Source organism: Paenibacillus ihbetae (assembly GCF_002741055.1).
GTDB lineage: Bacteria > Bacillota > Bacilli > Paenibacillales > Paenibacillaceae > Paenibacillus_AQ > Paenibacillus_AQ ihbetae.
In genome coordinates, this window is sequence record NZ_CP016809.1 from 4964792 (window position 1) to 4978144 (window position 13353).

At 54.3% G+C, this 13353-nt stretch carries 8 protein-coding genes; 6 read left to right on the forward strand and 2 right to left on the reverse strand.

Features of this window, described 5'->3' with window-relative positions; genetic code table 11:
- Positions 1-289 precede the first annotated feature (289 nt).
- Both uvrA and BBD41_RS22200 read left to right on the forward strand, forming a co-directional pair.
- Positions 290-2791, forward strand: coding sequence for an excinuclease ABC subunit UvrA (gene uvrA / locus BBD41_RS22195; RefSeq protein ID WP_077567581.1), 2502 nt, complete (start codon positions 290-292; stop codon positions 2789-2791).
- A gap of 21 nt (positions 2792-2812) precedes the next feature.
- Positions 2813-4594: an ABC transporter ATP-binding protein gene (locus BBD41_RS22200; protein WP_099478753.1), complete on the forward strand. Its 1782-nt coding sequence runs from the start codon at positions 2813-2815 to the stop codon at positions 4592-4594.
- An 88-nt stretch (positions 4595-4682) separates the two neighbouring features.
- On the opposite strand, the gene BBD41_RS22205 is transcribed toward BBD41_RS22200, so the two are convergent.
- Entirely contained in the window at positions 4683-6797 is a 2115-nt protein-coding gene (locus BBD41_RS22205; protein WP_099478754.1) for a multicopper oxidase family protein, read from the reverse strand.
- A gap of 156 nt (positions 6798-6953) precedes the next feature.
- Between BBD41_RS22205 and BBD41_RS22210 the strand changes: the two genes are divergently transcribed.
- Both BBD41_RS22210 and BBD41_RS22215 read left to right on the forward strand, forming a co-directional pair.
- On the forward strand, positions 6954-7640 hold the full coding sequence (locus tag BBD41_RS22210) for a response regulator transcription factor (RefSeq protein WP_077567578.1): 687 nt from the start codon (positions 6954-6956) through the stop codon (positions 7638-7640).
- The gene (locus BBD41_RS22215) at positions 7637-8719 is read left to right on the forward strand and encodes a sensor histidine kinase (RefSeq protein WP_099478755.1); all 1083 of its coding nucleotides are present in this window, start codon (positions 7637-7639) and stop codon (positions 8717-8719) included. Before BBD41_RS22210 ends, BBD41_RS22215 begins: the two co-directional genes overlap by 4 nt.
- A 110-nt stretch (positions 8720-8829) precedes the next feature.
- On the opposite strand, the gene BBD41_RS22220 is transcribed toward BBD41_RS22215, so the two are convergent.
- Entirely contained in the window at positions 8830-10377 is a 1548-nt protein-coding gene (locus BBD41_RS22220) for a methyl-accepting chemotaxis protein (RefSeq protein ID WP_077567576.1), read from the reverse strand.
- A 269-nt stretch (positions 10378-10646) separates the two neighbouring features.
- On the opposite strand from BBD41_RS22220, the gene BBD41_RS22225 reads away from it, so the two are divergent.
- Together BBD41_RS22225 and BBD41_RS22230 are read left to right on the forward strand one after the other, a co-directional pair.
- Positions 10647-11549: a LysR family transcriptional regulator gene (locus BBD41_RS22225; RefSeq protein WP_077567575.1), complete on the forward strand. Its 903-nt coding sequence runs from the start codon at positions 10647-10649 to the stop codon at positions 11547-11549.
- Positions 11550-12160: 611 nt separating this feature from the next.
- A complete protein-coding gene (locus BBD41_RS22230) occupies positions 12161-13351 on the forward strand; it encodes a glycine C-acetyltransferase (RefSeq protein WP_099478756.1) in 1191 nt (396 codons plus the stop codon).
- Positions 13352-13353: the final 2 nt, after the last annotated feature.

The following is a 13353-nucleotide window of genomic DNA, read 5'->3' on the forward strand; positions in this document are numbered from 1 at the left end:
CGGAATGTAGCCGTTCAAACATTATAACTAAACCTTAAAGCACCATGACGGGATTGATCTGGGAAAGTAGCGGTGCGTCAATGGTCGAATTCCTGGAATTTTGTACTTGCATCAATGTTGTAAGATGGGGATGTAATCGGTGCTGGTGCTTCCGAAGCGAGTTTTGTTGCGATGTAACTCCTTCCGAAGCATTTGCTCCACAAAACGGAGCGAACGCTTCCGAAGCGAGTTTTGTTGCGACGTAGCTCCTTCCGAAGCATATGCTCCACAAAACTTTGAGGAGGTTATCATGCAAGGAACCATCAAAATTCGCGGCGCAAGAGAAAACAATCTGAAAAACATCTCGCTGGAAATCCCCAAATACCAGCTGATCGTCGTAACCGGTCCTTCCGGCTCGGGCAAGTCGACACTGGCCATGGACACGCTTCAGCGGGAATGTCAGCGGCAGTACATGGAATCCATGGGCATGGTGTCGGATTCGGTAAGCAAGCCGAAGGTGGACGCGATCGAGGGGCTCTCGCCTTCCATCAGCGTTGGCCAGCACATCACGAACCGGAACCCGCGCTCCACGATCGGAACGGTGACGGACATCTACACGCTGCTGCGGATCCTGTATGCCAAGCTGGGTGAGCGGAAATGCCCGTCCTGCGGCGATACCGTCGTGCCGAATGTTGAAGGCGAAACGTATCATGGCGCTTCGGAGGACAACGAGGCTGCAGACTCCTTTGAGACGGTTCACTGCAGGCGATGCGGACATGCCATGGAGAAGCTGACGATGTCCCACTTTTCCTTTAACAAGCCGGAAGGTGCATGCGGAACCTGCAGCGGACTTGGTCACACCGTGGATTTAAACCTGGATGCGGTGTTCCGTCCGGAGCTCAGCCTGCGCGATGGCGCGGTCACCATCTGGTACAGCGTGCTTATCGATTACAACACGAACATTCTGAAAGCCGCGGCGAAGCACTACGGCTTCGCGTTTGACGAGCATATGGCGCTCCGGGATTACAGCGAAGCCCAGCGGGACCTTCTCTATTACGGCGTGGAGAGCGAGGCATTCAGCCGCCATTTCCCGGATGCCAAGCCGCCGAAGTCGGTCGGACAGGGGAAGTTCGAAGGCGTCGTGACCGGCATATGGCGAAGGTACCGGGAGAAAGGAAGCGAATCCGGCGAGGCCGCATTGTTCCATGAATCCGTCTGCCCGGACTGCCTAGGCACGAAGCTGAAGGCGGACAGCAGACGCGTACTGGTCGACGGAACCCCGATCACGGAAGTGAATGCCTGGTCCATCGGCGAGGCCCTCCATTGGATGGAAGCGCTCATGAAGAAGCTGAGCAGCGACCAGCTGTTCATCGTGGAGCCGCTTATTCATGATTCGATTGTCCGCTTGAAGCGCATCATCGATGTCGGTCTCGGCTATATGACGATGGACCGGCAGGTCATCACGATGTCGGGGGGCGAGGCACAGAGGCTTCGGCTCGCATCCATTCTCGGCTCGGGTCTCACGGGCGTGCTGTATATTCTGGATGAGCCGACCACCGGGCTGCATCCGAAGGATACCCGCGGTTTGATTCAGGTGCTGAAGCAGCTGCGGGATTTGGGCAATACGGTGCTCGTGATCGAGCATGACGAGGACGTGATGCGGGCTGCCGACCATATTATCGATATTGGACCTGGTGCGGGGGCGATGGGCGGAACCGTTGTCGGACAGGGAACGCTGGCGCAGTTGATGGAACAGCCGGCCTCCGTGACCGGAGCGTATTTCCGCGAGAACGATGTACAGAAGCCGCCGCGGCGCAGACGCGGCAACGGAAGCATGCTGACGATCCATGACGCGCATCTGAGAAATCTGAAGCATATTACGGCTTCCTTCCCGCTCGGCACGCTGATCTCCGTAACGGGCGTTTCGGGCTCGGGCAAATCCACGCTGCTGTTCGATCTTTTGGCCGAATCGGGAAGCGAGCGGAAGACGCCGCCGGGATGTAAGGAGATAACAGGGTGGGAGGCGGTTGGCCAGCTGATCACCGTCGATCAATCTCCGGTATCCCGCATGCAGCGCTCGAACGTGGCCACATATACCGATGTATACACCCATATTCGGAACTGGTTCGCCGGGCTGCCGGAAGCCAAACGGAGCAGGTTGACGGCCAAGCACTTCTCCTTCAACACCCAGGGCGGCCGATGCGAGACATGCCAGGGCTTGGGCGTCGTCCCGCTGCACATGCATTTTCTGCCGGAGATCGAGGTTCGCTGCCCGGATTGCAAGGGGAAACGCTTCAAGGAAGAGGTGCTCCGCGTGACATACAACGGCTTCTCCATCTCCGATCTGCTGGATATGACGGTGGAGGAAAGCTTGTCCGTTTTGGAGGATCAGCCGAAAATTATGGATTTGACCAGGCTGCTCTGCGACGTGGGCCTTGGTTACCTGAAGTGGGGGCAGTCGGTTCGCACCCTCTCGGGCGGAGAAGGACAGCGGATCAAGCTGGCGAAGGAGCTCAGCAAGAAAACGAAAAATCATACGCTGTACCTGCTCGACGAGCCGTCTACCGGTCTTCATCCGGGGGATGTCAAGCAGCTGCTGGTCCTGCTGAACCGTCTGGTCGATGCGGGAAATACCGTGATACTCGTGGAGCATAATCTCGATCTGATTTGGAACTCCGACTGGATTCTCGATATCGGGCCGGGCGGCGGGGCAGCAGGCGGAGACGTGGTAGCCAGCGGCACGCCGGAGGAGGTTGCGGCAGTCGAAGCCTCGCATACCGGCCGGTTTATCAAGGAAACGTATCTGTCTTAACCTTGGGAGGGGGAATCTGAAATGGGAATCGGAACAGAACAAAACGCTGCGGAAGAGAAAGGCAAAGTAACGAGGACCACCGTCCGGTATTTTACCGGACTGCTGCAGGCTGCAGGCATGCCGAAGCTGGTGCTTGCGGCAGCGATCCTGCTCAGCCTGGTCGGGGCGGTGACGGGACTGGTCGTCCCGCTCATCACCGGTCAATTCATTGACAGCTTCTCGGCGGATTCGTTCAATTTGCGCATGGTCGCTTTTCTGGCTGCGCTCTTCCTGCTTGAAGCCGCAGCCAGCGGACTGTCCTACTACATGCTGGCCTACGTCGGCAACCAGATGGTCAATAAAATCCGCAAACGGCTCTGGACCAAGGTGCTGTCGCTGCCGGTCCCGTTCTTTGACCGTCAGCGCTCGGCCGAAACGATGAGCCGGGTAACGAATGATACGAACGAGATCAAGACGCTGATCACCGACCATCTTATCGCCTTCTGCTCGAATCTGCTGACGGTAATCGGCGCGGTGGCCATCCTCTTCTATCTGGATTGGCAGATGACGCTGATCATCCTGGTGGCCGTGCCCGTAGGCTTCGGCATCCTGATGCCCATCGGCGGGAAAATGTACAAAATCTCCATCAGCATGTACGGGCAGCTTGCCCAGCTTTCCGCCATGCTGACCCAGGTCATCAGCGAGATTCGTCTCGTCAAGGCGTCCAACGCGGAACGAAAGGAAGAGAAAAGCGGCTTCGGCGATATGGACAGCCTGTACCGCTTTGGCATGAAGGAAGCCAGAATCAACGCGGTGCTTGTCCCCCTGATGTCGATGGTGATGGTTGTGCTGCTCGTGGTCATTATCGGCTACGGCGGCGTGCGCGTCTCTTCCGGCGCCCTCAGCGCCGGGGAGCTGGTGTCGTTCATCCTGCTGCTGTTCCAGATCATGTTTCCTTTCAGCCAGTTCGCGACATTCTATTCCCAACTGCAAAAGGTAATGGCCGCAACGGAACGGCTGCGGCTGATTCTGGAATACCGGTCGGAAGGGGACGACCGTGCCGTTCGCCCGGCACCCGAGGGGCACCGCGACTTGCGCTTTGAGGATGTGACGTTTGCCTACCATGAAGGCGAGACGATCCTGTCCGAGGTGACCTTTTCCATTCCTGCCAAAAAGGTTACGGCCCTTGTCGGGCCGAGCGGGAGCGGGAAGACAACGGTATTCTCGCTGATCGAGCGCTTCTATGCGCCAAGCGGAGGAGATATCGTCTTCGGCTCGGAATCGATCCGGGACTATTCCCTGGACTCCTGGCGGCGCAAGATCGGTTACGTATCCCAGGACAGCCCGCTCATGACCGGGTCCATCCGGGATAACATCGTGTACGGGCGCGAGGAGCCGGTGACGGATGAAGAGGTAGCGGAAGCGGCAAGGCTTGCTTATGCCCAAGGTTTCATCGAGTCGCTTCCGCGGGGATACGAGACGGAGGTCGGCGAGCGGGGGATTCAGCTGTCCGGCGGGCAGCGGCAGCGTGTGGCGATCGCGAGAGCGCTGCTTAGACAGCCGGATATTTTGCTGCTCGACGAGGCGACCGCAAGCCTGGACAGCCATTCCGAGCATGAGGTGCAGAAGGCGCTCGGCAATCTGATGATCGAGCGGACAACGGTTGTGATCGCCCACCGGCTGTCCACCGTTGTCGCGGCTGATCAGATTATCGTGCTGGAGCACGGCAGGGTTACCGGCAGCGGAACTCACGAGGAGCTGCTTGACAGCCACCCGTCGTACGCGGAATGGGCCAAGAAGCAGTTTCAGGCGGGAGAACAGTAGAGTATGCTGAAATGACCCTTCCAAGAGCAAGCCTTTAGGCACTGCTCCCGGAAGGGTTTTTCACTGCCCTCGCGTACTTTGTCACACATTATTCAGGGATATTGACCGTAGCCCGGCCGATTTCAAATGGAGTGTAGACTCCCTCGTACATGAGGTGCATGGACATCCCTGCCGCGGCGTGTTCCAAGTTGTGGCAATGATCCATCCACAGTCCGGGATTATCCGCAACAAAAGCGGCTTCATACACTTCGCCCGGGGCTACGTTCAAGGAATCGGTCCACCACGGACTGCCCTGAACCGGTATGCCGTTCCGGCTCAGCACCAATAGGTGATGGCCGTGCAGATGCATCGGATGATCCATGAATCCGCGATTGACGAATTTCATTTTGACGACATCGCCTTCACTTACCATCAGCGAGGGCGTATCCGGAAAGACATACCCATTGATCGTCTGTAAATTGGTCATGGTTCCGTTATAAAATCCAACCCGATTGTCCAGTACCAGCGTAAACGTCTTGTCATATTTCGTGTCGGAATCAAAGGGAACCGGCGCCGGAGCGCCATAGTGTGCAGGGTCAAAGATCGTTCCCTCAACCCCGGGAGCCGGCATGTCGTGATCCGTAGCCGAGAAGACGACGGCCTCGCTGGTTTCGTTGATCGTACCCAGGCTGTGCGACACCGAAACGGCATGCTCCGGCATGATCAAGGCGAGATCATACCTTCCGCCGGCGGCAAGCAGAAGCGGCCGGTTTTCCATCCATTCTGGTCCGTTCAGATTGCCCCCGTCTATGGCGGCTACTCGATACCGCGCTCCCGATACGTAAAAAATACGAGGCATGTTATGGGCGTTAATGAGCCGGATACGGGCGGCTGTACCCGGTTCAATGATCCGGCGCGACAGCACGCCAGTGGGACCCAGCGTAATCGTGCTGTCGTTGCTCGTCCCATAAGGGTGGGACATGACGGTCAGATCGATATCCTCCGCGATACCTTCCTTCGGTTCGATGATCAGCGTGCCGTAGAGCCCTTTGGCAACTTGAACCGAGGATTGTTGATGCGAATGATACCAGTAAGTTCCCGTCTGATTGGTAATGAAACGGTAAACGAACCGTTCTCCCGGCATCACAGCATCTTGCGTCAGCCCCGCTACGCCGTCTTCGCCGTTCGGGACATTCAGGCCATGCCAGTGGATGGTGACGCCATCCTCGATATCAACGTTGTGCAATACGACTTCGACCAGGTCACCTTCCTTTACTCGAAGCTCTGGTCCCGGGACGGTTTGATTGAAGGTCCAGAGTTCCGTATGTTCTCCGGTGGGAAGCGTTGTTATCAGCTTTGACGCTGATATTGTAAAGGAGCGGTCCGGCGGCGCATCTTGCGGACCTCTCAAGTCCTCGACGCTGACGGCTTCCGGGCTCTTTATAGCCGCAGAAACAGGCGAGTCTGCATGATCGAGACCCGCAAGAATGTGGCTTGCATTGACGTGGCCTCTATGGGCGCTTTGGCTACCGTGATCCATCATGCTCATCCGATCCGGAAGTCTGGATGAAAGCAGGCCGGATGCAACGATCGTCGAGACGACAACAAGAAGGACCATGCCCTTTTGGACCATGCGGAGAAAGCGTTTCCCTGAGTTTTCTTGCCTGGCTAACTTTCCGCCTGCGGCTTGACGATTCAGGTGCCTTCGATAAGTGAAGGCTTGGAGAGCAACCGCAAGACCAAGCCCTGCCCAAACCCCATATAACGTCTCGAATCGAAGGGGGGATTGCGCGAAGAACAGCATTTGGATCGCGGAAGCTGCGGATGCAATAAATGCTGCCGAAAACGGCAGGAATATGACGGGGTTAGATAGGCCTCCCGCTCTCCTCTTCATGGAAGAGAAGGAGGACTGTTCACGTCGATAGAGTTCCGGAAGCGAGAACATGAAAATAGCGGACATGCCGCATAGGAACAGCGGCCACTGGATCAGCACCTTGTCTTCGACGAAGGACCAGTCGGTCATCCACATCCGAATCGTTGCGGCTAGCTTGACCGTGGTCAAGCAGACGGCCGGCCATAACCGGAATCGTAGGCTGCGCAGATGGGTGTGGAACGATTCGGAAGTGTTAAGGTCAAGCACATGTCGAGCCCGGGAATAGACCAGCCACCAGAGCGGCACAAGAGCGATTGTGACTCCGTATTCAATCATAATCCAAGTTCTCATAAGTTCAATTCTCCTTTGTCTTTTCATTGATGTAACCAGTGTACCGTCCGATTGTGTAGAACTTGTGGAAACGATCTATTGATTATGTGTAAGAGCGCTTTTTATGGCCATATTCGGGTTATAATGGCTACAAACGAAAGAGGAGAAATTATGCTTATGGAAACGAAACTGATGATAGTAGAGGATGAAAAGGCGATGCTCGAGTCGATGAAGCAATATTTAGAGGCCGAAGGATTCCTCATATACGCAGTTACCAATGGTCTTGACGCGGTGGAAGCCGCACGCAGGGAACGGCCCGCGATCGTAGTCCTTGACTGGATGCTTCCGGGTAAGAGCGGCATTGACGTTTGCAGGGAGTTACGACAGGTCAGCTCTTGCGGCATTATTATGGTGACGGCCAAAACGGAGGAAACGGATAAAATTATCGGCCTGGAGCTGGGGGCGGATGATTATATGACCAAGCCCTTTAGTTTGCGGGAGCTTGCCTCCCGGATCCGTTCATTGCTTCGGAGAATCGATCCGAGAAACGACGAAGCGGCCGACCTTGAGCGGGGAGATCTTCGTATTTCCTTGACCAAATGCCAGGTTACAAGAAACGGCGCACTCATTCCCCTGACCCCGACCGAGTTTAAAATTTTGCTGACACTGGCTGCAAGACCAGGCGTCGTTTTCAGCCGGCTGCAGTTAATAAAAGCCGCCATGGACGATGATTTCATGAATTATGAACGCACGCTGGATTCCCATATCAGCAAGCTTCGGAAAAAGCTGGAGAATGATCCGGAGCGGATGAAATATATTCAGACGGTGTACGGATTCGGATACAGGTTCGGTGAAGAAGGATGAGTGTACGGGGCAAAATCTTTTTGGCGATGGGCGTACTGGTAGTCCTTGTCAGCGCGGCCTATATCGGAACTACACAAGGTTACCTGGGGAGCCTATTCGCCCGATATTACACGGATGGCGGTGGAAGCAATGAAGGAATGATCTCTTTGGAGGGGGTAAGCCAGTATATCCTCGCAGAGATGAAGATCAAGGCCTTCAACATGACTTTGTTTATTGCGGGAGCTGCATTGATCCTAGGTTACTGGCTCTCGGGGCTGATCGTGAATCCCTTGAACAAGCTGATTCGCGTCATGCGCCGGGTAGCGGGCGGTGAGCTTGCCACCGAAGTCCCGATTGAACGTGCCGACGAATACGGTCAGGTCGGCGAGGCGTTTAATTCGATGACGGGCCAGCTCCGCGACTTGATGGATAATCGAAAGCGCCTTGTTGAGGATGTAGCGCATGAACTTAGGACGCCGCTGGCAATCATTCAATCCAAACTTGAGCTGATTCAGCAGTCTCAAGGGACCGTTAAGCCGGAAGCGCTGCTCTCCGTACATGATGAAGTGCTGCGGCTGATCAGGCTAGTGGATGAACTGCAGTTGCTGAACACGGCGGAAGCCGGAGAGCTTACGTTAAACAAAGAACCAACGAACTTGCCTATGCTTATGGAGGAGCTGATTGAGCTGGTACAGCCGGAAGCGGATGGATATGGGGTCAGTCTGGCCGTATCTTGTAATGTAGATATGCCGACGGTATGTCTGGATCCTAGACGGATGAAGCAGGTGTTTCTGAATTTATTGACGAATGCGCTAAGACATACGCGGGAAGGCGGGAAGATTACGGTCTGCATGCAGATCATTCATGATTGCGTCTCGATTTCGATCACCGATACCGGATCCGGAATTCCAGAGGGAGCGATTCCGCATTTGTTCGACCGGTTCTTTCGCGCCGATCCCGGAAGAGGAAGAACCGCTGGTGGCTCAGGGCTCGGACTGTCGATTGCACATCAGATCGTTGCAGTCCATGGGGGAAGCATCCAGGTAAGGAGCGAAGTGGGGGTCGGCTCCGAGTTTACGGTAAAACTTCCATTAGGATGAAAAAAAACAGCCCACCTACAACAGGGGGAATAGATGGGCTGCAGACCACGAAGCGGTCTCTTCTTTTATGTAATGAAAGCATTCAAAGCCTTGGCAGGCGGATGAGGCAATTAATCGGTCGCCTCTTTCGCCAGCTGGTCCATAATGCTGTTCAAGTCCGTGACCAGCGCCGCCATAAGATCCGCGGCATCCGACACTTGCCGGATGGATGCGGCGTGCTCTTGGAAAGCTTCGACGATGTCGTGAGCATGGGCCGCGGTATCGTTCGTAAAACGGGTCATTTCTTGAATCGAATGATTCATCCGGTCGGAGCCGGTGGACAGCTGCTGCGTCGCGGCGGATATTTCCTTCATTTGGTCGGCAGACTGTTTCACGGCATGGTGGATGACATCGAACGAGGCCCTCGCCTGATCGACGACCTGGACCCCTGAGCTCATATTGTTGTGGACTTGGCCGATGCTGCCGAGCAGATCGGCGGTTTCCCTATGTATACTGTCAATCAGTTCGGTGATTTCGCCGACAGAGGCCGAGGATTGCTCGGCGAGCTTGCGTACTTCGCCGGCAACGACGGCAAACCCCCTGCCAGCTTCCCCGGCTCTTGCCGATTCAATCGACGCGTTTAATGCCAGCAGATGGGTCTGGCTTGCGATACCTCGCACCACTTCGAGGATATCGCCAATTCGGGAGACATGCCGGCTCAGCACCATCAGCGTATTCCGGCTTCGGTCAACCGAGTGTCCGGTATTCTTGATTTCGGATAAAATATTGCCGATGATATGACGGCCGAATTCCGCCTGCCGCGCGGATTCCTCGGAGGCCCCGGCGGCTTCCGACGCCGATGCTGCCGCATGGCGGATGCTTCCGCCAATTTCGAGAATGATGGCGCGGTTTTGCTCCATCGCAGCCATCTGTTCCCTCGTTCCATGAGCAATGTCCTCGATGATTTTCCCCAGATGTTGACTTAGCCCGGTGCTTTGCCTGGATTGCCCGGCCAGCCGCTCAGCGGTCTCCTTCAATTGGCGGGTGGAGTCGGCCAGCTTAGACGTGATGTCATTCATCATCGCTGCACGCTGTTGATGCTGCGCCTCTCTCAAGGATGCTTCGATCTGCAGCGTGCTGTGAATTTGCCAGCTGGTTGCAGCCGAGGTAAGAATGAGAAATACCGCATGAATGATCAGCATCGTTAAAGAATAGCTCGTCGTTCCAAATACAAGCTCCGGAATAAGAAGAAACCCGAGAATATGCTGCGCGGCAAATATGCCGGTCATGCAGAAGATGAGCTTTATATTTTTATAGTAAGAGAGGGCTGCGATCACCATGAAGATGGAAAAGTGAAATTCGACATGCCCCCCTGCGCCGGCAATGACCGAGATGCTGCCAAGGGTCAGAACTAAGGTATGCAGGTAGGGAATACTCGGGTGGTCCGGCTTGCGGCTGTAAATGACGAGCGTAACCGCCAGCAGCAGTGCAGGCAGAACAAGCAGCACGTTCAGGATGGCTCCAAATTGGCCTTCCATTTGTGCAGAGGAGAGCATCTCCTGGGCGTGCATGTTTTGGTCGAACACATGGAACCTGCGGGCTAGAAGATGTACAATAGCGGTAATTCCGATAATAGCTAGCGATACGGCATTCATAAGTTTGTTCTTACGATTCATCATGGTCAGGGATCGGACTCCTTTTCATTTGGCAGGGTACAATAGCAGGTTCTGCGAATCCATGTGTTTGGGATAAGTACAATGGCGCAGAGGAAGTGCTTTTCTTCAGATCAAGAATTCTGGACTTAAAATATACAGCTTAAATTTTAAAGATTTCTTGTAATTATGTTATCGGCCGCATGGCTCAAAAAATAAAATTTTATGCCATTGGTCCTTCGTAAACATGTAAAAGATCAGGGTTAACGTCCGGTGTTAGAAGGGGGAGATTTACGGTGACATTGCAGCAATTGAAGTATGTGATAGAGGTTGCGGGCCGGGGCTCGATGAATGAGGCAGCCAAGCGTTTGTTTATTTCCCAGCCCAGCCTGTCCAATGCGATCAAGGACCTGGAAGAGGAGCTAGGCATCACGATATTTGAAAGGACGAACAAAGGAATCATCCTGTCCAAGGAAGGAGCCGAGTTTCTCGGATATGCCCGGCAGGTCGTCGAGCAGGCGGAGCTGCTGGAGGGAAGGTATCTGAACGCCAAGCCGTCACCGCAGCATTTCTCGGTGTCGACGCAGCATTATGCTTTTGCCGTGAATGCCTTCGTCCATTTGGTTCAGGAGTACGGACAGGAGGAGTATGAGCTTGCGCTTCGTGAGACGAAGACTTATGAAATCATTCAGGATGTGAAGACCTTCCGCAGCGAGATCGGGATCCTGTACCTTAATGAATTTAACGCCAAGGTCATCAACAAGCTGCTGAAGGACGCCGGTTTAGAGTTTAACAGCCTGTTCACAGCGAAGCCGCATATTTTTATCAGCATCCATAACCCGCTTGCCAAGCAGTCCATCGTCACGATCGAAGAGCTGCAGCATTATCCGTACCTGTCCTTCGAACAGGGGGAATATAATTCCTTCCATTTCTCCGAGGAGATTCTGAGTACGTTGTCGCATAAAAAAAGCATCCGGGTCAACGACCGCGCTACCTTGTTCAACCTGCTGATCGGCCTGAACGGTTATACGATTTCCACGGGCGTGCTCAGTGCGGATTTGAACGGCAACGAGATCATTCCCGTCCCTCTGGCGTGCGATGAGACGATCAACGTCGGCTGGATCCATCATAAAAATATCGCGCTCTCCAAGCTGGCCACGGCGTATGTGGAGGCTCTGCATGCGGCGATTTCCGATTGACCGGGCTTTTGCACAGGGCTGATATAGCCTCTGCTTTGAACAGCTGTAGCTTTTACTAGTTGCTTCATAGCGAGAGCTTGAATTTATCGAAGAAATAGCGAGTGAGATCGGGATAATACTTTATCTGAAAGCATCCTCCGGGGTAATGATAGGAAAGACGCTCTGTCTTTTTAGATCATGGCACGGGGGATTTTTGATTTCATAGTCTAATATAACATATATTTGTGCGAGATATTGCATATATGTGAGGTTTTGCATACAATGGAGTTGTAATTGATAGGATGTTCAGTGCGAGTTTAAAAAGTCGGTTTTCAGCACCGAAGCGTATGCTTCCGAAGTGCGTTTCTTCAAAACGCTTTAGGTTAGATGAAGATAGGGACTGAGGAGCGGAGCTACACGTGTTCGCAGAAAACGCCTTCGGAAACATCTGCTGTATTGGGTACGTGAGCACCTACAATGTTTCCGCAGGAAACATACTTCGGAAGCATCTGCTTAGGCCCGGCTGAATTCAAGATTCGATGCCGAGATACTTCTTGACTCCCTTCGTGATCGAAAAATGACTTTTTGAACAACCTCTTTCAGATTCATCATCCATTTAGGAGGGAAATGATATGCCAAGTCACTCGTTAAGCGCTTTCTTGCAGCAAAATTTAACCGAACTCAAGGAGCAGGGGCTCTATAATACGATCCAGCCGCTCGAAAGCCCGAACGGTCCGATCATCAAGATTCAAGGACGCGAATTCGTAAATTTGTCCTCCAACAATTATTTGGGCCTTGCCAATGACGAGCGGCTGAAGGAAGCGGCAATCCGGGCAACCCGGGAATTTGGGACAGGAAGCGGCGCCGTGCGCAGCATTAACGGAACGCTGTCGCTTCACGTGGAGCTTGAAGAGAAGCTGGCCCAGTTCAAAGGAACGGAAGCCGTGCTGTCGTACCAATCCGGGTTCAACTGCAATATGGCGGCCATTTCGGCTGTGATGGGCGCCGGGGATGCCATTCTCTCGGATGAGCTGAACCATGCTTCGATCATTGACGGCTGCCGGCTGACGAAAGCGAAGGTGATTCGCTACAACCACTCGGATATGGATGATTTGCGGACCAAAGCCCGCGAGGCGAGAGAATCCGGGCAATACGATAAAATTATGGTTATAACCGACGGTGTATTTTCCATGGACGGCGATATCGCCAAGCTGCCGGAAATCGTGGAAATCGCGGAGGCTTATGATCTCATTACTTATGTTGACGATGCCCATGGCTCCGGGGTCCTTGGGGACGGAGCGGGGACGGTGAAGCATTTCGGGTTGTCGGACCGGGTCGATCTGCAGATCGGAACGCTGTCCAAGGCTGTCGGCGTGGTCGGCGGTTACGTAGCCGGATCCAGCGATTTGATCGACTGGCTCAAGGTCCGCAGCCGGCCATTCCTCTTCTCGACCGCGCTCCCTCCGGGTGCAGTAGCAGCATGCATCACCGCGATTGATATCCTTCAGAACAGCAAGGAGCTTCAATCGAAGCTGTGGGAAAACACCCGCTACTTGCAGGAAGGTCTCCGGCAGCTCGGCTACTCGACCGGCGCTACGGAAACACCGATTACGCCTTGCATCATCGGGGACGAATCGACGACTCAGAAGTTCAGCACCCGTCTCTACGAAAAGGGTGTTTACGCCAAAGCGATCGTGTTCCCTACAGTGCCGAAAGGGACGGGGAGAGTACGCAACATGCCTACCGCGATCCATACGAAGGAAATGCTGGACCGCGCGCTTGCGGCATACGAAACCATCGGACGCGAGCTTGGTCTGATCTAAGA

Bases quoted from the DNA above. Each gene is read 5' to 3' on its own strand.
- uvrA (WP_077567581.1), top strand. From the start codon at position 290: ATGCAAGGAACCATCAAAATTCGCGGCGCAAGAGAAAACAATCTGAAA.
- BBD41_RS22200 (WP_099478753.1), top strand. From the start codon at position 2,813: ATGGGAATCGGAACAGAACAAAACGCTGCGGAAGAGAAAGGCAAAGTA.
- BBD41_RS22205 (WP_099478754.1), bottom strand. From the start codon at position 6,797: ATGAGAACTTGGATTATGATTGAATACGGAGTCACAATCGCTCTTGTG.
- BBD41_RS22210 (WP_077567578.1), top strand. From the start codon at position 6,954: ATGGAAACGAAACTGATGATAGTAGAGGATGAAAAGGCGATGCTCGAG.
- BBD41_RS22215 (WP_099478755.1), top strand. From the start codon at position 7,637: ATGAGTGTACGGGGCAAAATCTTTTTGGCGATGGGCGTACTGGTAGTC.
- BBD41_RS22220 (WP_077567576.1), bottom strand. From the start codon at position 10,377: ATGATGAATCGTAAGAACAAACTTATGAATGCCGTATCGCTAGCTATT.
- BBD41_RS22230 (WP_099478756.1), top strand. From the start codon at position 12,161: ATGCCAAGTCACTCGTTAAGCGCTTTCTTGCAGCAAAATTTAACCGAA.